The sequence below is a fragment of the Arthrobacter zhangbolii genome (assembly GCF_022869865.1).
In the GTDB taxonomy this organism is placed as follows: Bacteria; Actinomycetota; Actinomycetes; order Actinomycetales; family Micrococcaceae; genus Arthrobacter_B; species Arthrobacter_B zhangbolii.
In genome coordinates this window covers 896,793-921,246 of sequence record NZ_CP094984.1, presented here as the reverse complement: position 1 = coordinate 921,246, position 24,454 = coordinate 896,793, and the positions used below count along the sequence as shown (strand labels likewise).

23 protein-coding genes are annotated in these 24,454 nt (G+C 65.2%); 9 read left to right on the top strand and 14 right to left on the bottom strand.

From position 1 onward, the window contains the following. Positions 1-104: 104 nt before the first annotated feature. Complete coding sequence (locus MUK71_RS04325) at positions 105-1,130, top strand: LacI family DNA-binding transcriptional regulator (protein ID WP_227904103.1); 1,026 nt, start codon at positions 105-107, stop codon at positions 1,128-1,130. 54 nt (positions 1,131-1,184) lie between these two features. Next, a complete protein-coding gene (locus MUK71_RS04320) occupies positions 1,185-1,835 on the top strand; it encodes an NADPH-dependent F420 reductase (RefSeq protein WP_227929654.1) in 651 nt (216 codons plus the stop codon). An 80-nt stretch (positions 1,836-1,915) separates the two neighbouring features. Here MUK71_RS04320 and MUK71_RS04315 read toward each other — a convergent pair whose 3' ends face one another. The 6 genes from MUK71_RS04315 to MUK71_RS04290 all read right to left on the bottom strand — a co-directional run bounded on the left by MUK71_RS04315 (position 1,916) and on the right by MUK71_RS04290 (position 8,686). Continuing rightward, the gene (locus tag MUK71_RS04315; RefSeq protein WP_227904101.1) at positions 1,916-2,953 is read right to left on the bottom strand and encodes a zinc-binding dehydrogenase; all 1,038 of its coding nucleotides are present in this window, start codon (positions 2,951-2,953) and stop codon (positions 1,916-1,918) included. 145 nt (positions 2,954-3,098) lie between these two features. Next, a complete protein-coding gene (locus MUK71_RS04310) occupies positions 3,099-4,154 on the bottom strand; it encodes a zinc-dependent alcohol dehydrogenase family protein (protein WP_227904099.1) in 1,056 nt (351 codons plus the stop codon). 151 nt (positions 4,155-4,305) lie between these two features. Next, on the bottom strand, positions 4,306-4,713 hold the full coding sequence (locus MUK71_RS04305) for a YchJ family protein (RefSeq protein WP_227904097.1): 408 nt from the start codon (positions 4,711-4,713) through the stop codon (positions 4,306-4,308). 28 nt (positions 4,714-4,741) lie between these two features. After that, positions 4,742-6,061, bottom strand: a complete 1,320-nt coding sequence (locus MUK71_RS04300) for a serine/threonine-protein kinase (protein ID WP_227904095.1) — start codon at positions 6,059-6,061, stop codon at positions 4,742-4,744. A 251-nt stretch (positions 6,062-6,312) separates the two neighbouring features. Further along, positions 6,313-7,254 (bottom strand): acetamidase/formamidase family protein, encoded by a 942-nt coding sequence (locus MUK71_RS04295; protein WP_227929639.1) that lies wholly within the window; start codon positions 7,252-7,254, stop codon positions 6,313-6,315. Positions 7,255-7,258: 4 nt separating this feature from the next. Continuing rightward, positions 7,259-8,686: an APC family permease gene (locus MUK71_RS04290; RefSeq protein ID WP_227904091.1), complete on the bottom strand. Its 1,428-nt coding sequence runs from the start codon at positions 8,684-8,686 to the stop codon at positions 7,259-7,261. 182 nt (positions 8,687-8,868) lie between these two features. On the opposite strand from MUK71_RS04290, the gene MUK71_RS04285 reads away from it, so the two are divergent. After that, positions 8,869-9,612 carry a FadR/GntR family transcriptional regulator gene (locus tag MUK71_RS04285; RefSeq protein WP_227904090.1) on the top strand — a complete coding sequence of 248 codons (744 nt, stop codon included), beginning with the start codon at positions 8,869-8,871 and terminating at the stop codon, positions 9,610-9,612. 98 nt (positions 9,613-9,710) lie between these two features. Here the strand turns inward: MUK71_RS04285 and MUK71_RS04280 are convergent, their stop codons facing one another. Next, entirely contained in the window at positions 9,711-9,914 is a 204-nt protein-coding gene (locus tag MUK71_RS04280) for a cold-shock protein (protein ID WP_227904088.1), read from the bottom strand. A gap of 207 nt (positions 9,915-10,121) precedes the next feature. Between MUK71_RS04280 and glsA the strand changes: the two genes are divergently transcribed. Then, positions 10,122-11,936 carry a glutaminase A gene (glsA, locus tag MUK71_RS04275; protein WP_227929638.1) on the top strand — a complete coding sequence of 605 codons (1,815 nt, stop codon included), beginning with the start codon at positions 10,122-10,124 and terminating at the stop codon, positions 11,934-11,936. Positions 11,937-12,098: 162 nt separating this feature from the next. Here glsA and MUK71_RS04270 read toward each other — a convergent pair whose 3' ends face one another. The 5 genes from MUK71_RS04270 to MUK71_RS04250 all read right to left on the bottom strand — a co-directional run bounded on the left by MUK71_RS04270 (position 12,099) and on the right by MUK71_RS04250 (position 15,328). Further along, entirely contained in the window at positions 12,099-12,302 is a 204-nt protein-coding gene (locus tag MUK71_RS04270) for a cold-shock protein (RefSeq protein WP_146362594.1), read from the bottom strand. 194 nt (positions 12,303-12,496) lie between these two features. Then, positions 12,497-13,039, bottom strand: a complete 543-nt coding sequence (locus MUK71_RS04265) for a DUF421 domain-containing protein (protein ID WP_227929637.1) — start codon at positions 13,037-13,039, stop codon at positions 12,497-12,499. A gap of 145 nt (positions 13,040-13,184) precedes the next feature. Further along, the gene (locus tag MUK71_RS04260; protein WP_227929636.1) at positions 13,185-13,667 is read right to left on the bottom strand and encodes an acyl-CoA thioesterase; all 483 of its coding nucleotides are present in this window, start codon (positions 13,665-13,667) and stop codon (positions 13,185-13,187) included. 36 nt (positions 13,668-13,703) lie between these two features. Then, on the bottom strand, positions 13,704-14,693 hold the full coding sequence (locus MUK71_RS04255) for an LLM class flavin-dependent oxidoreductase (RefSeq protein WP_227904081.1): 990 nt from the start codon (positions 14,691-14,693) through the stop codon (positions 13,704-13,706). 134 nt (positions 14,694-14,827) lie between these two features. Continuing rightward, positions 14,828-15,328: an SRPBCC family protein gene (locus MUK71_RS04250; RefSeq protein ID WP_227929635.1), complete on the bottom strand. Its 501-nt coding sequence runs from the start codon at positions 15,326-15,328 to the stop codon at positions 14,828-14,830. Between the two features lie 139 nt (positions 15,329-15,467). Between MUK71_RS04250 and MUK71_RS04245 the strand changes: the two genes are divergently transcribed. Further along, positions 15,468-16,196: a DUF72 domain-containing protein gene (locus MUK71_RS04245; RefSeq protein ID WP_227929634.1), complete on the top strand. Its 729-nt coding sequence runs from the start codon at positions 15,468-15,470 to the stop codon at positions 16,194-16,196. A gap of 64 nt (positions 16,197-16,260) precedes the next feature. Beyond that, positions 16,261-17,772, top strand: coding sequence for a sodium/proline symporter PutP (gene putP / locus MUK71_RS04240; RefSeq protein ID WP_227904075.1), 1,512 nt, complete (start codon positions 16,261-16,263; stop codon positions 17,770-17,772). Between the two features lie 69 nt (positions 17,773-17,841). Here putP and MUK71_RS04235 read toward each other — a convergent pair whose 3' ends face one another. Both MUK71_RS04235 and MUK71_RS04230 read right to left on the bottom strand, forming a co-directional pair. Then, positions 17,842-18,804: an L-lactate dehydrogenase gene (locus MUK71_RS04235; RefSeq protein WP_227904073.1), complete on the bottom strand. Its 963-nt coding sequence runs from the start codon at positions 18,802-18,804 to the stop codon at positions 17,842-17,844. A gap of 118 nt (positions 18,805-18,922) precedes the next feature. Continuing rightward, entirely contained in the window at positions 18,923-20,728 is a 1,806-nt protein-coding gene (locus MUK71_RS04230; protein WP_423724635.1) for a gamma-glutamyltransferase family protein, read from the bottom strand. A 131-nt stretch (positions 20,729-20,859) separates the two neighbouring features. On the opposite strand from MUK71_RS04230, the gene MUK71_RS04225 reads away from it, so the two are divergent. The 3 genes from MUK71_RS04225 (at position 20,860) to MUK71_RS04215 (ending at position 24,446) form a co-directional block, all read left to right on the top strand. Continuing rightward, positions 20,860-21,567: a YoaK family protein gene (locus MUK71_RS04225; protein WP_227929632.1), complete on the top strand. Its 708-nt coding sequence runs from the start codon at positions 20,860-20,862 to the stop codon at positions 21,565-21,567. Between the two features lie 173 nt (positions 21,568-21,740). Continuing rightward, positions 21,741-22,838 (top strand): alpha/beta hydrolase, encoded by a 1,098-nt coding sequence (locus MUK71_RS04220; RefSeq protein WP_227904069.1) that lies wholly within the window; start codon positions 21,741-21,743, stop codon positions 22,836-22,838. Positions 22,839-23,000: 162 nt separating this feature from the next. Then, positions 23,001-24,446 carry a DUF5129 domain-containing protein gene (locus MUK71_RS04215; RefSeq protein ID WP_227929631.1) on the top strand — a complete coding sequence of 482 codons (1,446 nt, stop codon included), beginning with the start codon at positions 23,001-23,003 and terminating at the stop codon, positions 24,444-24,446. Positions 24,447-24,454 lie beyond the last annotated feature (8 nt).

The window sequence follows — 24,454 nt, the reverse complement described above, 5'->3', positions numbered from 1 at the left end:
TATCCACGCCGATCGGAGCTTGCCCGTCAACGTAGCATGCCCGCAACCGAGGAATAAAGGGAGGAAATAACGCAAACGCTTGCGAGTTCGCTAGGCTTACCGGTGTGACAGTTCCCCGCCGCCCCGCCACCATGGCCGACGTTGCCGCCCGCGCTCAGGTTGCCCTCTCCACCGTTTCCCGGGCACTCAACGGCCGCCCCGGGGTGTCCCCGGCCCAGGCCGAACGGATCCGCGCCGTGGCGCGCGAACTGCACTATGCCGTCTCCCCCGCCGCCTCCGGCCTGGTGACGGGGCGCTCCGGCGCCGTCGGCGTGCTGCTGCCGCACATTGACCAGTGGTTCCATTCCACGGCCCTGGCCGGGCTGGAAGATGCCCTGCGCGGGAGCGGCCTGGACGTGCTGCTGTACCGCGCCGAGAGTGCCGCCGACAGGGCGGCGTTTTTCCAGAGCCTGCCGTTCCGCCGCCGGGTGGACGCCCTGGTGGTGATTGCCGTGTCGCTGACGGCGGAGGAAAGCTCCGCACTTTCCGGCCACGGGGTCCCGGTGGTGGCCGTCAGCAGCCGGATCCCCGGGGCCCCGTTTGTCGGGATTGACGACGGCGCCGGCGCTGCGGGCGCCGTCCGGCACCTGACCAATCTGGGGCACCGGCGCATCGCGGTGATCCGTTCCACCAACGCCACCGGATCCTTTGGCTCGGCGTCCACCAGCAGGTTTGCCGGATTCCGGCAGGCCATGGAGGAACGGAAGCTGCCCGTGCCGCCGGAGTACGTGGTCTCGGCACCGTGGGGCATGGAAGGCGGCAGCGAGGCCATGGCCGCGCTGCTCAGTTCCGCCGACATCCCCACCGCGGTTTTCACCGAGTCGGACGAGGTGGCCATCGGCGCCCTGCGCACGCTGCGCCGCTCCAACCTCGTCGCGGGCAGGGACATCTCGGTGATGGGCTTTGACAATCACAGCATGGCGGACCTGATGGATCTCTCCACCGTTGCCCAACCGGTGCGCGAGCAGGGCCGGATTGGCGGGCAGATGGCCCTGGAGGCCATGGAAACCGGTTCGGTGGAACAACCGGAGACGGTGCTGCCCACCCGCCTGATTGTCCGCGGAACAACTGCTGCCCCCGGCGCGGAATAATCAGCATGCTTGCTGGTTGTAGCAAGCATGAGCACACATGAGAGCACACCGCAGATCAGGACCATCGGACTTATCGGCAGCGGCAACATTGGATCGCAGCTGGCGCGGCTGGCGATCAAGCAGGGCTACGACGTCGTCCTCAGCAATTCGCGGGGACCCGAAACGCTGCAGCCGCTCATCATGGAGCTCGGTGACCATGCCCGGGCGGCCACCCCTGCCGAGGCCGCGACCGCCGGAGATGTGGTGGTGGTGACCATTCCGCTGAAGAACTATGCGGATGTTCCGGTGGAGGAACTGCGCGGCAAAACCGTTATTGACACCATGAACTACTACCCGCAGCGGGACGGCAGCATTCCCGAACTGGATGATGAGTCCACTACCACCAGCGAACTGCTGCAGGCGCACCTGCCGGACTCGCACGTGGTGAAGGCGTTCAACAACATCATGTCCGACCACCTCACCAGTCAGGGGTCGCCGGCGGGCACGCCCAACCGCCGGGCCCTGCCCATTGCCGGCGACGATGCCGCGGCCAAGGAGCTGGTGGGCTCGCTGATCAATGAGTTCGGCTTCGACGTGGTGGATGCCGGACCGCTCGCCGAGGGCTGGCGGTGGCAGCGGGATACTCCCGCCTACGTCAGCGCACTGGATGCCAAGGGTATGGAGCAGGCACTTGCCGAAGCCCGCCGCTACGCGGACATGGCCTGACCGGCACTGAAGCCTTGGCAAAGAAGCCTCCCGCCTATTGGCGGGAGGCTTCTTTGCCGTGCGGTGTGCGCGGGACAGCGCTACGGGATCAGCACCAGCCGGATGGGGTTGCCTTCCTTGGCGTCCAGGGCCTTTACTGCCGCCTCCGCGTCGGCCAGCGGTATGCGGGCGCTGACGGACTTGGCGAAGTCCAGCCGGCCCAGCCGGGTCAGGGACACCAGCTGCGGCACGTGGTGGGCTTCGGAACCGTAGTGCCCGCGGATCTGCTTGCGGGCGTAGGAGAACCCGGTGCTGTCATTGATGGTCATCGGCTTTCCGCTCAGACCCACCAGCACCAGCCGGCCGCGCAGGCCCAGGCAGTTAATCGCCTGGCTGCGCACGGCGTCGACACCGGCAAAGTCCAGGGCAACGTCCAGGCCCCGGCCACCGGTCGCTGCCTTCATGGCGGCGGAGAAATCCTCCGCCATCGGGTCCAGCGCAATATCGGCACCGAACTCCAGCGCCCGCTCACGGGCCTCGGGAATCGGGTCCACCGCAATGATGGGAGCCGCGCCGATCAGGCGCAGCAGCTGGACGCCGTGGGCACCCAGCCCGCCGATGCCCCAGACACCCACGGCTTCACCGGCACGGACATCCGCAGTGGAAGCAATGGCACCCCACGGGGTGGAGACGGCGTCGGGAATGATCGAGGCCTGGTCAAAGGGAATGTCCTCGCCCAGCGGAACCAGCACACCGGCGGGAACAACAAGGTACTCCGCCCAGCCGCCGTCGTAGTCCACCCCCATGGTGAGCGTGACCCCGTTGTGCTCGTAGCCGGCCTGGACCACCACGCGGTCACCGGGTGCCACGGAGGTGACGCCCGCGCCGGGAAGATCCACAGTTCCGGCTACTTCGTGGCCGAGGGTGACTTCGCTGCCTTTGAGGAACTGCGGGCGCAGCAGCCCCTGGATCAGGTGGACATCGGAGAGGCAGACGCCGGCAGCTCCGACCCGGACCCGGACAAAACCCGGTCCGGGTTCGGGAATCGGGACTTCCTTCATGGCGAAAGTGCCTGTTTCAACATTGAGACGTCCGGCGATCATGGTGCCGGAAGAAGTGTCGGTAGTGCCGTTAGACATCGAAAACCTCTTTTGAGCGGAAACTGCGGGGGCAAATGCGGCCGCGGCTCCCATTATCTGCCCGCGTCAGGAATGCGCAAAAAAGCAGGCGGGCAGCACCGGGTGCTGCCCGCCTGCCCCTGTCCGCGGGGTTATGCCTGCAGGGTTACGCCTGCAGGATGACCTTCAGGGCGTCTGTTTCTGCTGCCCGGGAGAAAGTGTCGTAGGCCTGCATAATGTCATGCAGCGGATACCGGTGACTGATGAATTCCTCGGCCGGGAGCTTCCCCTCGGCCACCAGCTTCAGCAGCATGGGCAGGGTATTGGTATTCACCAGGCCCATGCTGATATCGATGTTCTCGATCCACAGCCGGTCCAGTTCCAGGCTCACCGGTTTGCCGTGCACTCCCACGTTGGCCACATTTCCGCCGGGCCGGACAATCTTGGTGCACATGTCGAAGGTCGTGGGGATGCCTACCGCTTCCACCGCTACGTCCACGCCCCAGCCGTCCGTCTGGGCCATAATCTGATCGCGCCAGTCCGCGTCGCCGGAATTCACCCCGTGGGTAGCCCCGAACTTGCGGGCCTGCTCCACCCGGTTCGCGTCCAGGTCCACGGCAATGACCTTCGCAGCCCCGTACAGCTTTGCCGTGGCAATGACTGCCAGCCCCACGGGTCCGGCGCCGATCACCGCTACTACGTCACCGGGCTTGGTCCGCCCGTACTGGACACCCATCTCAAAGCCGGTGGGAAAAATATCGCTGAGCAGCACCCCATGTTCCTGGGATACGTTGTCCGGCAGGTGGTAGAGCGAGGTATCCGCGTACGGGGCCCGCACGTATTCGGCCTGGGTGCCGTCAATCAGGTGGCCGAAAATCCAGCCAATGCCAACACTGCCTTCCTCGCCGAGACAGTGCGAGTACAGGCCGTCGCGGCAGAACGAGCAGGATCCGTCTGCGGAGACGCAGGAGAGAATGACTTTGTCCCCCACCTTGAAGTTCGTGACGCCGCTGCCGGTTTCGGTGACGGTGCCGACTCCCTCATGGCCGAGGATCCGCCCCGGTGTTACGGCCGGTACGTCGCCCTTGAGGATGTGCAGATCGGTGCCGCAGATGGTGGTGGAATCAATCTTGACGATCGCGTCGCGTGTGTCCCGGATCTGCGGATCCGGAACATCCTTCCAGGACTTCTGTCCGGGACCTTCGTAAACGAGTGCTTTCATAATGTCCTCGCCTGGTCATCCGACCACAAGCAGGGCCATTGATGTGCCTGCTTTTCGGGAGCTTCCCGGAACATACCTGCCGTGGTTGCAGGCAGCCGTCGGATGCTTTCCAGCCTAGGTCCTGGCCCGGGACGTGAGAAGAAGGCGGGGGCTATCGTCCGTCCACATACAGCCATTTGCCGTGCTCGCGGACAAAGCTGCTCAGCTCCTGCTGCGTGCCGCGAATACCGTCCTGCCGGTAGTGGGCCCGGAATTCCACCGTCCCGGTCGAATCCAGCGGACCTCCACCGGTTGTCGCCAGGATGTCCAGCCGGCGCCATTCGAGGTCCGGGTCCAGTTCCAGGTCCGCGGGGCGGTGGTCCGGATGCCAGGTGGCCAGCAGGTAGGGCACGTTCCCGGTAGCGAATGCACTGTAGCGCGAGCGCATCAGGGCCTCGGCGGTGGGGGCGGATGCCCGCCCGGCATGGAAGCGGCCGCAGCACTCGCCATAGGTTTCGCCGCTGAGGCAGGGACAGCGTGAGGACACGGGAAGGGCCGGTGTGGGGGTGGCAGAACTCATCTCACCAGTATCCCGCGTTCTGCAGCGGCTACGGGCCGAAACTCTCCTGCAGGCGTTCCAGGTTATGCCCGATATTGCCGGGAAGAGCCCCGCCTTCGGGGAGTGCCCCCATCCGGCCGAGGACCAGGACAACCGCGGCTGTCAGCACGGTCACCACCAGCAGGGCGAGCAGGGCACGTTTGCCTGAGGCGGGCCTGGGATCGGCGACCACCTGCACCCGCGAAGACGTAGCGGCGCGTGGGGCCGAACCGGTGGCAGCCCCCACCCGCGGCGGGACCTTGGGCGCGGAGGTCAGGGGCAGGGCAGCCGATTCCATCGAGGTGCCGGGCAGCTCCGGCTGCGCAGACAGTGGAGCCGAGGGAAGCGGGGCCGAGGGATGAATCGGTGCGGCAGCCGGCGGTTCCACACCGGGGGCGGTCACCGGGCCGTTCCACATTTCCGCCGAGATGGGCGGGGGGCCCGACGTCCCGGCTGCACGGACCACTCCCCTATCACGGCGCGATTCGAGCAGTGCCGCCGAGACCTCCGCCGCCGTCGGACGCCCGTCCGGATCACGGCTGGTCATGGCGGCGAGCAGGTCGCGCCAGTGGCCGTCGAGAAAGGAGGGCAGGTCAGGGTCCCGGCTGAGCCTGGCGACCGCGGATTCGATGGCGCTGCCGCCGAATTCCACTTTTCCGGTGAGGCATTCGAGCAGGACCAGACCCAGGGAATACACGTCGCTGGGCGCGCCGGCGCCCATCCCGGACGCCTGCTCCGGGCTGAGGTAGTTCGCGGTGCCAAGCGTGGCACCTGCAGCGGTGATCCGGGCTCCGTCGAGGATCCGGGCAATGCCGAAATCGGTCAGCTTAGCCCGCGGCGCCGTGCCCTCAATGGCCGGGGGCAGCAGGATGTTCGCCGGTTTTACGTCCCGGTGCACCACCCCGCGTTGATGGATATATGCCAGCGCACCCGCCAGCTCGGCCCCGATGAAGCCGACGTCGCCCTGCCGGACCTCGCCGTCGCGCAGCCGCTTCCGCAGGTCCGTTCCGTCCACCAGCTCCATCACGAGGTAGGTCCGCGGCTCGCCGGCTTCAGCGTCAGCCCGCACGCCGTCGTCCTTGCCCGCGTCGAAGAGAGTCACCAGCCCCGGATGCGAGAGTGAGGCCAGGAGCCGCATTTCGTTTTCCTGCCGCCCGACGTCGTCCGGAGCAACAGCGCTGGCCCGGAACAACTTGACCGCGATGCTTCGCCCGAGTGCGTCGTCCCGGCCCCGGTAGACGGTGGCCATCCCACCATGCCCGATGGGTTCGATGAGACGGTATCGGCCTGCAATGAGCCTGTCCAGGCCACCCGTTGCGCTGATTTCCATGCTGCAACCTTCTCTCGCCCTCTCCAGCGTAGCGGAGCAGATTCGTGGCGTAGATGGCCCGTAACGACTTTTTTTTCGCTTGGATTTACCCCTCGTGGATGCCCCGAAACTGCGCTAAACTGGCCCGCCGCAAAACCCGGCACGGCGCGGTTCCTGCCGTTGTGAGCCCGCCGTCGGGAAACGTGGGGCAACACGCACAGAGCCCGCCGCCAAGGTACGGCGGCGGGCCCTGCATCCGGTGACTTCAGCTGTTAGGCCGGGCTGCCGGTTTGCGTCAGGACCGCCTTGGGCAGGCGGTGGATGGTGACCGCGCCCACGGCGGTGAAGGGATGCAGCGGATCCGGCTCTGCCGACCCCGTCGGGCCGCCTAGCTGGGAATCCGCCACAGCGCTCATGACCGCGTAGGCATCCCCCTGGTCCCACCCATGGTCAGACACAAGGAAGCTGAACATGTCCTCATACCCCCGGGTAATGCTCTCCTGTACCGGATCCCCCAATCCCACGAAGATCCATTCATCCTCAGTCTCGACCCGGGGGGCACGCAGGGTCATGTCTTTGACCAGGTCCACGCTGACGACGGCGATGCCTTCCGCCTCGATGGCCACGAAGGAGGACTCCCCCTCGGCCATGATGGCGTGGATATCGCCGATGGAGAGGTAGGCACCCTCTACCATCACCGGCAGATAGACGGTTGAGCCGGGCCGGCACTGGACCAGGTCCATGTTTCCGCCCTGCGGAGTGGACGGCATGATGGTTGAGTTACTGCCCTCCGCCGGGGCGGTGCCGATGCAGCCGATCATGGGACGCGGGGCAAAGGTGTGACGCTCGGTGACGTGCACGCCGTCGTCGTCAATCGGGATGCGCCGGGTGAACATCTCCTCGCCCATCACATGCTGCAGGGCACCGGACCCTGGAAGGCTGACGGACCAGCCGCGGTCCTTGAGCCGGATCTCGTGGATGGTGACCGCCAGGGCATCGCCCGGCATGGCACCCTCAACGTAGACGGGCCCGGTGACCGGGTTGATCCCGACAGTGAGCTTGTCCATGTCGCGGAACTCGTGGAGCTGGGCGTACACCTCGTCGCTGGTTTCAAAGCCGATTGTTTCGCCTGTCCCGGGCGCGATTTTCAGCGCAGGGCTTTCAGTGGCGGCAAAACCGAACCTGCCGTGGGTTTTGTCCAGAAAGTGATCCATGTGTTTATGCCTTTCCCTGGCCCGGTGCGGCTACTGATACGGCGTCCCCGTCGCCGGAGAGATCCGTCTTCCGCCCCGTGGCACGGTAGTAAATGAACACGCCCGCGCCGATGAGCAGCCAGACCAGTCCGCCCACCTTCGCTTCCGTGTTCGCGTTGAACAAAACGTAGCCGATGATGAGGAACCCGATTACGGGCACGGCCAGGTGCAGCAGGAAGTTCCGGGATTTCTTCCGGACGATGAACAGTACGATCACCGACAGGTGCAGGAGCATAAAGCCGAACAGGGCGCCGAAGTTCACCAGCGAGGAAATCAGGTCGATCTGGCCTACGAAGAACAGGACCAGGACGGCGGAGATTCCCGAGACAAGCAGGATGGCGTTTTGGGGCACCTGGCGGGAATTGATGCGGCTCAGCATTGCCGGCAGCTGCCGGTCCCGGCTCATTGAATAGAGCAGGCGCGAGGTGGCTGCCTGAGCGGCCATGGCATTTGCGATGCCGACGGCCACCACGTTCACTGCGAGGAAGGCGGTAGCCCAGCCACTGCTGGAGGCGGCCTCGACAATGGTGAAGAACGCGTTGCCTACCTCGTCATCCCCGAAGGACTCACGTCCGCCGGCCAGTGCGCTGGCCAGCCAGGTCTGCAGGATAAAGCAGGACGCCACGATAATCAGCGCGGTGATCATGGCCTTGCCGGCGCTGTTCCGGCCGCCGGTGGATTCTTCGGCCATGGTGGAGATGCCGTCGAAGCCCAGGAAGCTGAGCACTGCGATGGACAGGGCCGAGGCAATGAGCGGTCCGGAGACTGTTTCCGGATCCCACAGCGGAGCCCAGGTGAGTTCTGCTCCGGGAACCGTGCCGCCGTTGAGCGCCGTAACTGCGATGACCACGAAGATGACGATGAACAGCAGTTCGATGGCCAGGAAAACCCGGTTCATCAGCTTGATGGAACTGATGCCGGCGAGGTTGACCACGGTATTGATGACAACGAACACGACGGCCCAGATCCAGCGGGGCGTCTCCGGGAAAATGCCCACCATGGACTCAGCCGCGAAAACGTAGAGCAGGGTCGGCACCAGGAGGTAGTCCAGCAGAATGGCCCATCCGGCGAAGAACCCCACGTTCGGATGGATTCCGCGGCCTACGTAGGAGAACACCGACCCGGCCAACGGAATGTGCTTGGCCATCTGCGCATACGCGAGAGCCGTGAAGATCATGGCAATGAGCCCGATGAGGTACACAAGCGGCACCATGCCGCCGGAAGCGTTGTACACCGTGCCGAAAATGGCCCACGGTGCGATGGGCAGCATAAAAATCAGGCCGTAAATAAGGAGATCGGCCGTGGAAACTGACCGGCGGAGTTCCTGCTTGTAACCCAGGGATTCCAGCTCCTGCTGGGAATCGCGCTCCGGGGAGCGGGGGGAACGGTTCATGGCGTTGTGCTTTCGGGCTCGAAGGAGCCGACATGGAAACCCGGCGATGGAGATGCCGCCGGGGCCGGCGAAAATCATCATTACCGAGGAAAGGTATCGAAACAAGACCAATAAGCCGATTAGTATGTTTGTTACGCATCGACGCCTCTCCGCCAGGAGTCAGGCTGACCAGGAGGACAGCAATGACCGGCACCGTTGGCGGCTTGGACACCCCGCTTGAGAGTTCGTCCCGGGTGGATGAGATAGTGGACCGCCTGGTGACAGCCATTGCGATTGGCGAGTACCTGCCCGGTTCCAGGCTCCCTGCCGAACGCGACCTCGCCGCCTCACTGCAGGTGGGCCGGATGACAGTGCGGGCCGCCATTGCGCGGCTCGTGGACCAGGGCCTGCTGCGCACCCAGCGGGGCCGGAACGGCGGCTCGTTTGTCTGTCAGGAGCAGCCTCCGACCTCCTCGGGCCCGGCCGTCCGCAGAATCCTTTCCAGCCGGTGGGAGGCTCTGCGGGATACCTGCGAGGCAGTGTCCCTGCTGCAGGGAACCGTCTGCCGGGCAGCGGCGGTGAACCGGACGGCAGCGGACATAGACGTTTTGGCCCGGCGACTTGAAGCATTCCGCGCGGCAGCCTCCGGCCTGGAATCCCAGCAGGCCGACGGCCAGTTGCACCTGGCAATCAGCGCCGCCGCGCACAACGCCACCCTGCAGGCTGTGCTTGCCGAAGTGGAAGGCCGAGTCAGCATCGCGGCGCCGTCACACGTTTGGGGAGATGCCGCCGGCATGCGGGACATGGAGAAAAGGTCACTGGCGGACCATGAACTCCTGGTTGCGGCAATTATCGAACAGCGTGCCGCCGACGCCGAGAGGATCGGTCGCGAGCACGCCCGGATTGACCTGGAGCTCCTGGAAAGCGCCCTGGACCGATGGGTGTAGCCGCACCCTGCCGCGCCGCAGGGAACGCAAAAGCAGGACGGGAAATCCCGTCCTGCTCCTGATTCAAGCCGGCCCGTGAAACGGACCTGAAAGTCTGGTTAGACGACCTGGATGTTAACCGCCTGCGGGCCCTTCGGACCCTGCTCGGTATCGAAGCTAACCTTCTGGTTTTCTTCGAGCGACCGGTAGCCACTGGCGTTGATAGCGGAGTAGTGAGCGAAAACATCGGCACTGCCGTCGTCGGGCTCGATGAAGCCGAAGCCCTTTTCAGCGTTGAACCATTTCACGGTACCTGTTGCCATTTTTAATCATCCTTCTTAACGAAACCTGCCCCGACCTTCGGGGAGTTTCACGTCGCGCTGCCTTTTTGGACAAGTACAGAAAAAGCGGCTCGCCCTGGATCTGGGTTCCGCCGCTTGAACATACACATTGCACAACACCGCAACTGCTCAAAGTATATAACGCACCCCCGGGAGAGTCACCCCTCCGTGACCCCATAGGGTGGAAGTATGGACTCCCCGATTGAGAACTACCTGCGCCGGATCCACGCCGAGATAGCGGGCATGAAAGACGGCCATCCGTACAGCGCCATTCCGGCCATGGCCAACGTTGACCCCGACCACTTCGGCATAGCGCTGGCTACCGCCGACGGGTACGTCTATGAGGTGGGCGACACCCGCGAAGAGTTCAGCATCCAATCCATTTCCAAACCGTTCACCTACGGGCTGGCCCTGTCTGATCTGGGCATGGACGCGGTGGACGAAAAAGTGGACGTGGAACCTTCCGGCGACTCGTTCAACGAGATTTCCCTGGCTGAAGGTACCGGCCGGCCCGCCAATGCCATGATCAATGCCGGCGCCCTTACCGCAACGTCCCTGGTCAAAGGGTCCGGCGGCAGGTCCCGGTTCAAACGGATCCTGGATACCTATTCCGCCTTCGCCGGCCGGAGCCTGGACGTCAGCGAGCGGATCTACGCTTCCGAACTGAAATCCGGGCACCGCAACACTGCGCTGGCGTACCTGCTGCGCTCCTTCGGCATTATTGAATCCGATCCCAAACCCATCATCGAGGACTATTTCCGGCAGTGCTCCGTGCTGGTCAATGCCCGGGACCTGGCCCTGATGGCAGCGACGCTCGCCAATGGCGGCAGGCATCCCCTCTCCGGGGATGAAGTGCTGGACCTTTTCTCCGTTGAACGCGTCCTCTCGGTCATGACCACCTGCGGCATGTACGACGACGCCGGCTCCTGGATCAGCAACGTGGGCATGCCCGCCAAATCAGGTGTGGCCGGAGGCATCCTGGCTGTCCTGCCCGGGCAGGTGGGCCTGGCCGTCTACTCCCCTCCCCTGGACGAGCACGGCAACAGCGTGCGCGGCGTTGCCGTCAGCCAGCGGCTGTCCTCTGATCTGGGCCTCCATTTTGTCCGGGCCGCCCGAACCGGCCGTTCGGCCATCCGGGCTATTTACGACATTACGGCCACTCCCTCCGGCATCCGCCGCACTGATGAGGCGGCCGAAATCCTTGCCGGACACGGGCACCGGGTGCAGGTTATCGAGCTCAACGGCGATCTTCTTTTCGCCGGGGCGGAGTCCATGGTCCGCGCCCTCAGCGACCTGCCGGACGAGGTGGAAATTGTCGTCGCCGATCTGCGCAGTGTTGATGAAGTCTCCGACGTCGCCATCCGGCTGATTGCCGAGGCGGAGGACATGCTCCGCCGTGACGGCCGTGAACTGGCCCTGGTGGACGTGGAGGGATCGGTTACCGATGCGCTGCAGGAGCTTGGCCGGGACACCGCCTCCTTCACCACCCGTTCCGCCGCCGTTGAATGGTGCGAGAACAGGCTGCTGGAGGGGCATGGCTCCGAGCTGGTGCTGCCGGCCAGCATCAATCCGGCGGATTCGCCTGCCCTGAGTCCCCTGCGGCCGGAGGAAGCCGGGCTGCTGCAGGACATGATGGAGGAGCGCACCTACGACGACGGCGACGTTGTCCGGCGCGTGGGCCAGCGTTTCGGAGGCGTGTTCTTTATCGTCTCGGGTCATATCACCACCTCCATGCCCGGGCCGGACGGCAGCAGGGTGAAGCTTGCCACGCTGGGGCCGGGCATGACGTTTGGTGAAATGGCCATGGGCGAGGACAAGCGGCAGGAAACCACGGTCAAGGCATCAGGGCCGCTGAAGGTTATGGTCCTGACCGCCGATTCCATTGATGAACTGGCGGCCAAGGATCCAATCCTCAGCATGAACCTTTGGAAGGCCCTGACCCAGGACGCCTACACCCGCGTGGAACAGTACCTGCGCGAGGCTGCCGTGCGGATTCACGACTAGGTTTGTGTCCTTCCCTTCGCTGCGAGGGGAAGGACTCAACCCCGGGGATCCGGCTACAACCGGGTCTCGGCGGGTGCACCGGTTAACGCAAAAGCAGGACGGGCGAACCCGTCCTGCTTTTTACTGTTACGGCGCTGAAGCCGTTACAAAGTCTCTAAGAAATTAGAGGGCCTGGATGTTCGAGGCCTGCGGGCCCTTGGGGCCCTGCTCGGTGTCGAAGCTAACCTTCTGGTTCTCGTCCAGCGACTTGTAGCCGTTGGAGTTGATAGCGGAGTAGTGAGCGAAGACGTCGGCGCTGCCGTCGTCGGGCTCAATGAAGCCGAAGCCCTTTTCGGAGTTGAACCATTTCACGGTACCTGTAGCCATTTTAATATTCCTTCTGGATTGAAACACTTCCCGACTTTCGGGAGGTTTCAGTCGCGGTGTTCCTTTACCGCTTTTACAGAAAAGCGGCTAGCCCGTGTGGGTTTCGCCGCTTGAAATACAAAATGCGCAACACAACAACTGCGTTTCAGCCTACACGAGGTTGGCCGTAAGACCAAACTGCCGCCTCTGCCTGGCTAATCCGGAAGCATCAGGTCCGCAGGAATCCGCTCCCGGTTCGGCACCCGGCGCACCAGCAGGGGATCTATCCGCTGCCCCCTCCGCAGGACGGTCACATCACCCGTGGTTTCCAGAACGGCAGCGGCCACTTCAGAAAGATTGCAGATTCCCGCCTGCCGCAGCTTGAAGTACAGCTCATCCTCCACCACCCGCGCGCGGCGCAGGCCCTCAGGAAGTATCTCGCTGCCGGCCATCAGGAGTATCGGCCGGCTGGAGAGGAACCGGATGTCCTTCGCCCGGCACCAGCGCTCCAGGCGCAGCATCGCGAACAGTGTGGCCAGGCCGATGATGCCGGCGCTGAGGGTGGGGGTATAGCCGAGGACCACGCGGCCCAGCAGCGAACCGAGGGCAATCACCACGGCTTTGTCCAAGGTTGACCACGTGGCCAGTGCGCGCAGTCCGAAGGCCCGGACCAAAAGATAGAAGGCCGCGTAGATGCCCACGGCCCCCAGGACTACCCAAAGTGCTTCCAACGGGGTGATGCCGAGGTTATGCCACACGGCGTAGCTCCTTCTATAAGGAAATCTTCGAGTGCGGGTGTCCCCCGATGCTAGCGCCGTGGCCCGGACCGGCAGAAGCCCCGGCCTGCCCGGAGCAGACCTGCGGACCAGGCGAGCCTCAGAACAGACCGGACCCTTGGGGGCCTCAGACGAAGACCGGATCGCCCATGTAGGCCGCTGCCATCTCCTTCTGCTCCGGTGTCAGGCGCTGCAGCCCGCCCGTGGTGCCGTCTACAAAGGCCAGGGTGGTCTCCGCGCGCACGCAGGGTTTGCCGGTGACCGGATCGGAGATGACATAGGCGAGGGTCAGGCTGGCGCCCTTGAGCGCACTGATCCAGACATCGACGTCGGCCGGAATGTTCCGATAGGTCAGTTCGGCGACGTAACGGATGCGGTGTTCCACCACCAGGGACTGCGTGCCCGGGGGAACATCGGTGAACAGCGGCACGGCGGGCGCGATGCCCGGTCCTCCCGTGCCGCCGGGAGGACCGAACGCATGCACGCGTGCCTCTTCCAGCATGCGCACTATTTCCACGTTGTTGATATGCCCGTAGGCATCCATGTCGCCCCAGCGCATGGGAACCGGACAATGGAGGGCGGAGGGTGCAACCCCGGGGTTAGTGCTCATCCTTCATATCTAGCACAGGCCCGGTGCAGGGAAGGCCTAGGCGCCGACGGGCAGCGCTGCCTCTGCGAGCAGTTCGAAGGAGCGCAGGCGGGTCTCCAAGGTGGCCGTCTGCGTGGCGACAATCAGCTCATCCGCCTGCGCATGCCCGGTGAACCAGTCCAGGTAGTCCCGGACCTCCCCGGGATTGCCCACGGCGGAGTAGCGGCCCATCTGCTTGACCTGCTGTCCGCCCGGGGACTGCAGGATCGCGTCGGCTTCCTCGTCCGTGAAGGTGCGGTCGCGGCCGAAGAGCTGGGTCACGCGGCGGCGCATTGAATCGGCGAACAGCTCCTGGGCTTCTTCGGTGGTATCTGCGGCAATGACGTTAACGCCGGCAATAACGTACGGCTCTGCCAGCTGCGCCGAGGGCTTGAAGTCCCGCCGGTAAATGCTGACGGCGTCCTGCAGGGCCTGCGGGGCAAAATGCGAGGCAAAGGAGTACGGCAGGCCCAGGGCTGCGGCCAGCTTGGCGCCGAAGAGTGAGGAGCCAAGGATGTACAGCGGCACGTTGGTGCCGGCGCCCGGCGTCGCGCTGATCCCGGGAATCAGGGTGTTGCCGGTCAGGTAACCCTGCAGCTCCTGGACGTCCTGCGGGAAGCTGTCTGCCGACATGGGGTCACGGCGCAGTGCGCGCATGGTCTTCTGGTCACTACCGGGTGCACGCCCCAACCCCAGGTCGATGCGGCCGGGGAACAGCGTTTCCAGGGTGCCGAACTGCTCGGCAATGGTCAAAGGCGCATGGTTGGGCAGCATCACGCCGCCGGCGCCCAGCCGGATGCTCTCGGTGTGCGCTGCAATGTAGCCAATCAGCACACTGGTGGCAGAGGAAGCGATGGTGGGCATGTTGTGGTGTTCGGCGTACCAGATGCGGGTGTAACCGAGCTTTTCCGCCTCCCGGGCCAGCGCCAGCGAGGAAGCGAAGGAATCCCTCGCGCTCTCGCCCTCATCGATGATGGCGAGATCGAGAATGGAGAGCGGGACAGTCATGGGGGTGCTTGCCTTTCAGTTGCCTGCATGCCGGCAGTTTTGTCCGGGCACGCCAGATACAACCGCGGCGGCCGCCGGCTTATTTCATCCGGTCGTATGTTGGGGCTAACGCCTTTGCCGCGCCCGGGACAGCATTAGGAGCGGCCGCCGTGGCGTGCAAGGTAGCCGGCCAGCCGGCTAAAGGACTCGCCCCACCCGGTTTCATGCGCCCGCAGCTCCCTGTCCCCGACGAACGGGCCTGCCCGGAACGTCATGCGGGTGAGCGCTTCGCCATCCAGGTCCGGCAGGGGCTGCAGCGCCACGGTGATCAGCCGCACCGGGCCTGCGGGGGTGCCGTCCGCTTGCCTCCACTGCATTGTCACCTCCAAGCGGTGCGGCGGTTCCAGTACCCGGTATTCGCCGGCCCACCACATCTCGTCGCCCGTGGCGGTATGAACCATACAGGCCTGGTAGTTCCCGCCTTCGTGGGCATTGGCTACGATTCGGTCCGGCGGAACCACAAAACCTTCGGCTCCCCACCACGACGTAATCCGGGAGAGGTCCAGCCACGCAGAGTAGATGGCAGCAGGAGCGGAAGGCAGATCCCGCACCATGTGCAGGAAGTCCACCCCGTCATCGGGAAGCTCGTCATCCATGGGACGCTCCTAGCGGCACGGGGGCGGGTGGTTAGCGCGGGGGTACGGACAGCGCGGCTGGATCTCCTTCCAGTGTGGAACCCCTGCCGGACGGGCACAATCCCGCCGGGGTCCGGATCCGGCCGCTAGGTTGGATGACGTGAGCATCCATATCGGAACATCGGGCTGGGCCTACAACCACTGGCGCAATGTGCTGTACCCCAAAGGCGTACCGGCACGCATATGGCTGGAAAAGTACGCGGAGGAATTCGACACCGTGGAATTGAACGGCAGCTTCTACCGCTGGCCCCGGGAAGAAGCGTTCGCTGCGTATCGGGACCGGTTGCCGGAGGGGTACGTCTTCTCCGTTAAAGCCCCGCGCGGGCTGACGCACGCCCGCAAGCTGCGGGATCCGGATGAGTGGATTGGACGCATCGACCGCTGTTTCCAGGTGCTGGGAAACCGCGCCGGTGTGCTGCTGTTCCAGCTTTCCCCCGACATGGAGCGCAACGACGAACGTTTGGACTACGTGCTCTCCCAGCTGCCCGGAAGCATCCGGGTGGCGGTGGAATTCCGACACGACAGCTGGGATTCCGAGGACGTCTTCAGCCTGCTGGAGCGGCACAACGCTGCGTACACGGTGATGAGCGGCGCCCACCTTCCCTGCACCCTGCGCGCGACAGCGGATTTTGTGTACGTCCGGCTGCACGGCCCGGACCCGGAGCACCTGTACGCGGGATCCTATTCGGAACAGGACCTGGCGTGGTGGGCGGCACGGATCCGCGAATGGGACCAATCAGGAAAAGACGTGTATGCATACTTCAACAACGACGGCGAGGGCCATGCCGTGCGGAACGCGTGGCGCCTGCGGGAACTGATGTCCATGTGACGTCTGACATACTTGGATGCCGTAACCCCTGATCCACCCCCTAAATGAACGGCAATCCAAGATAATGACTGACCAGACGTACAAGGTGATCGCCATGGCGGTCTACATGCTCGCGATGCTGGCTATCGGTTGGTGGGCCTACCGGAAGACCAACAGCCTCGACGACTACATGCTGGCCGGCCGGGACCTGAAACCGGGCGTCGCCGCCCTGAGCGCCGGCGCCTCGGATATGTCCGGCTGGCTCCTGATGGGGCTGCCCGGCGCCATCTATGTTTCCGGCCTGGTGGAAGGCTGGATCGCCGTCGGGCTCACCGTCGGTGCCTGGCTGAACTGGAAGTTCGTCGCTCCGCGGCTGCGTGCCTACACCCTGGTGGCCAACAACTCGATTACGGTTCCCAGCTTCCTGGAAAACCGGCTCCGGGACCGCTCCCGGACGCTGCGTGTAGTCTCCGGCATCATCATCCTGGTCTTCTTCACGTTCTATGTTTCCTCCGGCATGGTGGCCGGCGGTGTCTTCTTTGAAAGCTCCTTCGGCTCCACGTACGTCACCGGAATGCTGATCGTGGCCGTAGTGACCATCGCCTACACGCTCTTCGGCGGATTCCTCGCCGCCAGCTACACCGACGTGGTGCAGGGACTCATGATGGTTGCGGCGCTGATCCTCGTTCCGGCGGTGGGACTGGCACAGGTGGGCGGTTTCGGTGGCATGGTCGACTCCATCCGCGAGGTGAACCCGGACATGCTCGACCCGATCGCCGGCGGCACAGCGCTCGGCATTATTTCGGCGCTGGCCTGGGGCCTGGGCTACTTCGGCCAGCCGCACATCATTGTCCGGTTCATGGCACTGCGCTCCCCTGCCGATGCCAAGGCGGGACGGCGCATCGGCGTCGGCTGGATGCTCTTCAGCGTCGTCGGTGCCATGTTCACGGCCCTGGTGGGCGTGGCCTACTTCCAGCAGAACGCACTGACCCTGGACGATCCCGAAGCCGTGTTCCTGAGCCTCGCGCAGATCTTCTTCCATCCGCTGGTGGCCGGTTTCGTCCTGGCAGCAGTGCTGGCCGCGATCATGAGCACCATTTCCTCCCAGCTCATCGTGACGTCCTCGGCCCTGGTGGAGGACCTGTACAAGATTGTGCTGAAGCGGGACGCTTCATCGAAGTCCCTGGTGATGCTGGGCCGCCTCGGCGTGCTGGTGGTGTCGGTGATTTCCATCCTCATCGCCCTGGGCCGCAACTCCACCATCCTGGACCTCGTCGGTTTCGCCTGGGCCGGTTTCGGAGCAGCCTTTGGCCCCACCATCCTGCTGGCCCTGTTCTGGCGCCGCCTGAGCATTGCCGGCGCGCTGACCGGCATGATCGCCGGCGCGCTGACCGCCTACATCTGGGGCAGCATCGACGCCCTGTCCGGAACGCTGTACGAGATTGTGCCCGGTTTCTTCATCAACGTGATCCTGGCCGTGGTGGTCAGCCTGTTCACGCACAAACCCTCTCCGGAGGTTGAGGCGGAGTTCGACGACGCCGTGCGGCTGGCGAAGGAGCCGGCAGCAGCCGTCTCCGAGACCGTACCCGCCAGCTAGGTCCCACGGCAGTCGGCGGCGTTGTCCCCTCCGGGACGGCGCCGCCGAACCTGCTTAAATGCCCGGTTTCTAAATCCCCAGTGAGTCCAGGGTTTTGCGCAGGGTCTCCGCCGAATCCATCAGCTTGTTCTTCTCCGCATCATCCAGCGGCATTTCCAGCATCTTGTAGACGCCGTTGTGCCCCACGATCGAGGGCAGCGACAGGGCAACTCCCCGGATCCCGTACTCCCCGGCGAGCGTGGCCGATACCGGGAGTACGGCGTTTTCGGCGTTCAGGACCGCTTCCACAATCCGCACACCGGCAAGGCCGATGGCGTAGTTCGTGGCGCCCTTGCCCTCGATCACCCGGTAGGCGGCGTTGATCACATCATGGGTGGCAGCCGCCAGGAACTCATCGGTGAAGACCTGGCGCCCGCTGACCTGCCACTCCCGGATGGGGACCGGTCCGATGGTTGCGTTGGACCAGACGGGGAATTCCGAGTCTCCGTGCTCCCCGATGATGGTGGCATGCACGCTGGTCATCAGCACATGTGCCTCACGGGCCAGCAGGAGGCGCAGGCGCGAGGTATCCAGGACAGTGCCGGAGGAGAAGATGCGGTTGCGCGGCAGGCCGCCGATCTTCTGCGCCGCTACTGCCAGGACATCCGCAGGATTGGTGACCTGGATATACACCGCGTCCGGGGCCTGTTCCATGAGCTGCGGCATCAGCGACTCCAGGATCCGCACATTGGTGCCGGCCAGGTCCAGCCGGCTTTGGCCCGGCTGCTGGCGGGCGCCGGCGGTTATCACTATGACGTCGGATCCGGCGAGCGCTTCAATGTTCCCGCCCCCGGTAACCGTATTGGCCCCGGTGAACTGGGTGCCGTGGGCCAGGTCCAGCGATTCGGCCTCCGCCTTGACCGCATCGATGTCATAGATGGCAATCTCGCGGGCGGTGTCCCTGATGATGGCTGCGTAGGCCAACGAGGTGCCGACGCTGCCTGCACCTACGATTCCGAGTTTGGTGACGGGTCGGGTGGTGATGTTGGCCATGGCGCTGCCTCGCTCACAGTAGGAAGGAATTCCCCTCTCCCACGATAGGCGGGCACCTCCGGCAACGGAACGGAGTACGGACGTGTCCGGCCTCTTCCGGGCATGATGCGGTGCGTCGTCAGCGTCCTGCGGCGTATCCCTGCATTCCCCGGGGGTTCGCGGCAGCCTGCAGCAGGCCGGTTCCCGGTTCACGCGTCACTGCGGAGAGGCGCCCCAGCGACCAGTCCCCAGCCCTGCTCACCACATGGCCGCGCGCTTCGAGCTCCGCGATGACGTCCCCGCCCAGCCGGCCCTCCACCACTGCCCCGCCCGGAGTCCAGGTACGGGGCCAGAACGATCCCGGGATGGAGGTGGTGTGCAGGGCAGGCGCGTCGATGGCCTGCTGCGGGGTGTACCCGCCCACAATGGTGCGCAGCAGGTAAAGCAGCTGCCACTGGTCCTGCTGGTCTCCGCCGGGGGACCCCAGCGCGGAGACCGGATGGCCGTCCCGCAGCACGAGTGTGGGGGTCAGCGTGGTGCGCGGACGCTTGCCCGGCGTCAGGGTGGACGGGGCGCCTTCCTCCAGCCAGGTCATCTGCAGCCGGGTGCCCAGGCAGAAACCAAGTTCAGGGATGGTGGGTGAGGACTGCAGCCAGCCGCCGGACGGGGTGGCGGACACCATGTTTCCCCACCGGTCCACCACGTCGATGTGGCAGGTGTCGCCCCGCACTTCCCCGGTGGGCGCCACCGTCGGCTCGCCCACCCCGGCAAAGCCGCCGCCGTCGGTTGCCGGTGGCTGGTACTCCGTGCGCAGCGGCGGCATGAAGGGCACGCGGCCGGGCACCGTGCCGGGCCGGAACTCGTGGGACGCAGTATCACCGATCAGCGTCCGCCGGGCGGCCGCGTAGTCCTCACTGAGGAGGTGCTCCAGCGGAACCTGCGCATCTCCGTAATAGGCTTCCCGGTCCGCGATGGCCAGTTTCTGCGCCTCCAGGATGGTGTGGGCACCCAAGGCGGTGGAGGGGTCCAGCCTTTCGTCCCCGAACCCTGCCAGGATGGCCAAGGTCTGCAATAGCGCCGGGCCCTGCCCCCAGGCACCGGTCTTGGCGATGGTGTAGCCGCGGAAATTGAATGTCACGGCAGGTTCAAAGGACGCCTCGAACCCGGCAAAGTCGGCCAGTGAAATGACACCTGCATGGTTCGTCCCCGAGGAATGCCGGTGCGGTCCGGCGAGGAATTCGACGGCGGCCCGGGCCACGAACCCTTCACGCCATTCCCTCCGCGCGGCATCAATCCGCCCTTCCCGGGTGGATTCCCCCGCGCCGGCAGCCACCATCCGCTCCAGCACCTGCGCGTACGCCTGGTTACGGATGATTTCCCCTTCCCGGGGCGCTCTTCCCCCGGGCATCCACTGCGCCGCGGACGTGGGCCAGTGGTCGGTAAACAGCTCTGCCACGGCCTGGATGGTTGCTCCCACCCGGCCCGCCACCGGGTGGCCGTTGCGGGCGTAATCAACGGCGAAGGCGAGCACCTCGCCGAGCTCCCAGGAACCGTGGTCGCGGAGCAGCAGAAGCCACGCGTCCACCGCCGCCGGAACCGCCGCGGCGAGGGCGCCGGCGCCGGGCACCAGCTCAAGGCCTTCGGTGAGGTAATGCTCACGCGTGGCGCCGGCGGGGGCAGGCCCCTGCCCCATGAGGACCACGGGACGTCCGGGATTGTCCGCTGTGGCGAACACACCGGTCATATCGCCTCCGGGACCGTTCAGGTGCGGTTCCACCACATGCAGCACAAACCCGCCGGCCACCGCGGCATCGAAGGCGTTGCCACCGCGCTCCAGCACAGCCTGCGCGGAGGCCGTGGCCAGCCAGTGGGTTGAGGCACTCATGCCGAACGTTCCCTGCAGCGTGGGGCGGGTAGTAAAGGACGCGGGCGGAGTGAAGGTCACGGGATCGCTTTCTGCCGGAAGAGTGTCAGGGGAATCTTTGCACCCATACGGTCCCATTTGCATACAATCGGACTTCCTGCCCGGCCGTGTTCAGAGGTGGCCGGGCACCTGCCTGAGGAGACAGCCCGCCCGTGAAGCGACTGAACGCCGTGCCTACCGAACGGGTGCATTTGTGGCTGATGCTGGCCCTGACCTTCTCCACCGGAGTGGTGGACGCCGTCGGATATCTGGGCCTGGACCAGGTCTTCACCGGAAACATGACAGGCAACGTGGTGCTCCTGGGCATGGCGTTTGCCGGCGGGACCGGCCTGCCGGTCCTCCGGCCGGTGCTGGCGCTGATCTTCTTTATGCTCGGTGCCGCCCTGGCCGGGCGCATGCTGCGCAAGGGGCCCCAGGGCTGGAGTTCGCGGACCTCGGTTGCGCTGATCGTGGTGGCCGCTGTCATTACCGCGTTGGCCGTCTTCTCCCTGCTGGCCGATGTCCAGGGCAACGAGGTACTCGGCGGCATAACGACGTCGTCGCTAGCCACTGCCATGGGCGTCCAGGCTGCAACGGCCAAGCGCCTGGCAGTTGCCGAGATCACCACGGTGGTGGTGACCTCCACCATCACCGGTCTGGCCTCCGATTCCCGGCTCGCCGGCGGCAACAGCCGGTTTTGGCTGCGCCGCGCCCTGGCAATCGCTCTGATTATGCTCGGAGCCGTGGCCGGGGCCGCTGCACTGAAGGTGGGCCTCTGGCTGGGACTGTCAATCTCTGCCGCTATTTCAATTGCCGTGGCAACTGCCGGCTACGTTCGTCACCATCGCGAACGCAGTGCCGATGAGGTCACGGCCGGCTAGCTGAAGGCATCACTCCCCCGATCCCCTCGCGCCCCCGGACACCGTGGGTCCGCCGTACACCGGTAAGCCGCCTCACCAGAGGCCGTGAGATGCGTCCCGGCGCGTAGGACAGAACCGCGTGCTGGCGGCGAATGCCGAAAAACGTGCTCATTTGGCCGTCCTAGCCTGAAATCGTGAAGATCCTCTCTCCAGCGGCAGCGGGGGTCCTTGCCGGGGCAGCCGCCGTTGCCGGAACCGTAGCTGCCATCACCCTGCAGCGGGACCCCCGCCCCTCGGCCCTGCTCATCCGCAGTGTTTTCTCCGGCGCAGGGAAACTGCAGTATCCGCGCCCGCGGCTGCATCTTCCCCACGTAAGTATCACCGGGCACCAGGGACTTCGTTATCTGGGTGCCGCCGTCAACCCAACCCTTGACCTGTTCCTGCCTGCGTCCGCCAGCAAACCGCTACCGCTGGTGGTCTGGATCCACGGAGGTGCCTGGATCTCGGGGTCGAAAAAGGACGTGGAGCCGTATCTGCGTGTCCTGGCCGGCTACGGCTATGCCGTGGTGGGCGTCGGTTACTCCGTTTCCCCCAAGGTCAGCTACCCCACGGCAGTCAGGGAACTGAACGCGGCGCTGGGGTATTTGCGGGAACACGCAGATAAATACGGCCTGGATCCGGACCGGATTGTCCTGGCCGGGGACTCCGCCGGAGCGCAGCTGGCTGCGCAGCTGGCCCTGGGCATCACCAATCCCGCCTATGCCCGCCGGACCGGCATTTCCCCCGCCGCTGCACCCGAGCATCTGCGCGGCATCCTGCTTCACTGCGGGGTCTACGATTTTCAGTCCGTAGCCAGCCTCAGCGGCACGTTCGGGTGGGGCCTGAGGAAAGCGCTCTGGGCCTATACCGGGTCCAAGGACTGGGCAGCCACGGAGGCGGCAGAACACATGTCCATCTTCGAGCATGTGGATGCCCGGTTCCCGCCCACCTATATTGCCGCAGGCAACGGGGATCCGCTGACGGCAAGCCAATCCGTTCCCCTGGCGGACCGGCTGGAGGCGCTCGGGGTTCCGGTAACCCGCGGGTTCTGGCCCCGGGACCACAAACCGGTACTCGGCCATGAATACCAGTTCCGGCTGCATCGGCCCGAGGCCCTGCAGACGCTGCGTGAGACGGTCCGGTTCCTGACTACGGTCACCCGGGCTCAGGCCCCGGCTGCGGATCCACTCCCGGTACTGCCGCCGGTACCGGCCCCGGCCCGTAAGCGCGCCAGGATCCTGCTCAACGCCTAACCGGGAAGGCGCTGCCGTCCGGAGACGCCGCCGCGGAGTTGTTGCCGCAGGGGTCGTTACCGCGGGGTTGTTGCCGGGGCCTTGTTACCCCGACAGGTCGCGGCGCGCACAACCAGCCGCTACGCTCGTGGGCATTACATCTCAGACCCGGAGGGAAAGCCCGTGCGCCGCGTACTCTCTGTCCTGCTGCTCCTGCTGACCATGCTTGCCTTCGGCGCCGCGCCTGCCTCGGCCGTGGCGCCGCAGGAGGTCATCGTCGAGGACACCGCAGGGGTGCTCGACGCCAACACCCTGCTGCCTGCCCTCGAGGACATTGATTTCCGTGAACCCACCACGGTGGCCGTGTATACCTACAACGGCAGCAAAGAGGCAAACATCAATGAAGATGTGCTGAACTTCGCCCGTGCCGAGCACCCGGAGTGGATCAGCGGGGACGGCCAGAAGTGGGCGGACGGGCTGTTCATCTTTGCCTTGGACCCGGTGGGCCGCCATACCGGCACCTATTTCGGCGAAGACCGGAAGATCCCCCTGGACCAGCAGGAAGACATCCGGGAAGAGGTCAATGACCTTTTCCGCGAAGCACAGTGGACGGACGGCACGATTGCCGCCGTCGAAGAGGCCGCCGAACGTATCAACCGGCCCTGGTACGCGAGTCCCGTCTTCATCGGAGCCTCCGCCGTAGGAGGTGCCGCCGTACTGGCCGGAGCCGGCACCGCCGTCGGACTCCGGCGCCGCCGCGGCACGAAGAATGCCGCACTCCTGAAGACCGCAGACGCCGCGTATTCCAGTGTCACCCGGGATCTGGACGCCACCGAGGTGGATGCCCGCACCATTCCTGCGGATTCCACGTACGGAGCCAAGGTCCTGGAACAGTACCGGACCTTTATGACCAGGTATGCCAAGGCCACCCAGCAGAACAATGCCGCGCATGACCTGACGGCGAAGGACCTTCGGAAACGCAGCAGTACGGCCGTGATCGAAGAATACGCAGACACCGCCACGGAGCTTGACGGCCTGGATGACGTGATTGCGGATACCAATTCCCTGCTGAACAAGGCGCCGGGATGGGAGCGGGCCTGGGACCGCCAGATCAGCCCGTTCAACGAAGACCTGGACCGGCTCGATGATCTGCTTCAGTCCGAGACGGGAGAAAAGGATTCCGCCACCGCCGCAGCACTGACCGCCTTCCGCACCCGTGTCCGCCAGGACCTGCGCTCCTGGGCTGCGGAACTGTCGGAGGGATCCATCAGTCCCGAAACGGCCCTGGACCGGCTGCGGTCGGCCCGCGGCGAGCTTTCCGATCTGCTGAGGAACCACTCCGAAACCGTGATTGCCGGTTATGCGAAGAATGAGAAGGAACGCGAGCTTCTGCGCAACGCCTTCGAGCAGGACGGCGCCCGGCGGCCCGGCCGTAGGGACGGCTACCGGCCCGGCATCCTGGACACGGTCTTTCCGTACTACGCCTTCTACTCAGTGGCCACGTTCAACACGGATTTGGAAAACGGTACAGCCGAGATCAGCTCGGTGCGCTCGGACACCTCCAGCACCACCGGCTACGGGAGCAGCGGCGGCAGCTTCTCGGGTTCAGGCAGCTCCGGCTCCTTCTAGCCCGGGCG

Excerpts from the sequence above, each read along its gene's own strand:
- MUK71_RS04315 (WP_227904101.1), bottom strand. The coding sequence starts at position 2,953 with ATGTCTAACGGCACTACCGACACTTCTTCCGGCACCATGATCGCCGGA.
- MUK71_RS04310 (WP_227904099.1), bottom strand. The coding sequence starts at position 4,154 with ATGAAAGCACTCGTTTACGAAGGTCCCGGACAGAAGTCCTGGAAGGAT.
- MUK71_RS04305 (WP_227904097.1), bottom strand. The coding sequence starts at position 4,713 with ATGAGTTCTGCCACCCCCACACCGGCCCTTCCCGTGTCCTCACGCTGT.
- MUK71_RS04300 (WP_227904095.1), bottom strand. The coding sequence starts at position 6,061 with ATGGAAATCAGCGCAACGGGTGGCCTGGACAGGCTCATTGCAGGCCGA.
- MUK71_RS04295 (WP_227929639.1), bottom strand. The coding sequence starts at position 7,254 with ATGGATCACTTTCTGGACAAAACCCACGGCAGGTTCGGTTTTGCCGCC.
- MUK71_RS04290 (WP_227904091.1), bottom strand. The coding sequence starts at position 8,686 with ATGAACCGTTCCCCCCGCTCCCCGGAGCGCGATTCCCAGCAGGAGCTG.
- MUK71_RS04285 (WP_227904090.1), top strand. The coding sequence starts at position 8,869 with ATGACCGGCACCGTTGGCGGCTTGGACACCCCGCTTGAGAGTTCGTCC.
- MUK71_RS04280 (WP_227904088.1), bottom strand. The coding sequence starts at position 9,914 with ATGGCAACAGGTACCGTGAAATGGTTCAACGCTGAAAAGGGCTTCGGC.
- glsA (WP_227929638.1), top strand. The coding sequence starts at position 10,122 with ATGGACTCCCCGATTGAGAACTACCTGCGCCGGATCCACGCCGAGATA.
- MUK71_RS04270 (WP_146362594.1), bottom strand. The coding sequence starts at position 12,302 with ATGGCTACAGGTACCGTGAAATGGTTCAACTCCGAAAAGGGCTTCGGC.
- MUK71_RS04260 (WP_227929636.1), bottom strand. The coding sequence starts at position 13,667 with ATGAGCACTAACCCCGGGGTTGCACCCTCCGCCCTCCATTGTCCGGTT.
- MUK71_RS04255 (WP_227904081.1), bottom strand. The coding sequence starts at position 14,693 with ATGACTGTCCCGCTCTCCATTCTCGATCTCGCCATCATCGATGAGGGC.
- MUK71_RS04250 (WP_227929635.1), bottom strand. The coding sequence starts at position 15,328 with ATGGATGACGAGCTTCCCGATGACGGGGTGGACTTCCTGCACATGGTG.
- putP (WP_227904075.1), top strand. The coding sequence starts at position 16,261 with ATGACTGACCAGACGTACAAGGTGATCGCCATGGCGGTCTACATGCTC.
- MUK71_RS04235 (WP_227904073.1), bottom strand. The coding sequence starts at position 18,804 with ATGGCCAACATCACCACCCGACCCGTCACCAAACTCGGAATCGTAGGT.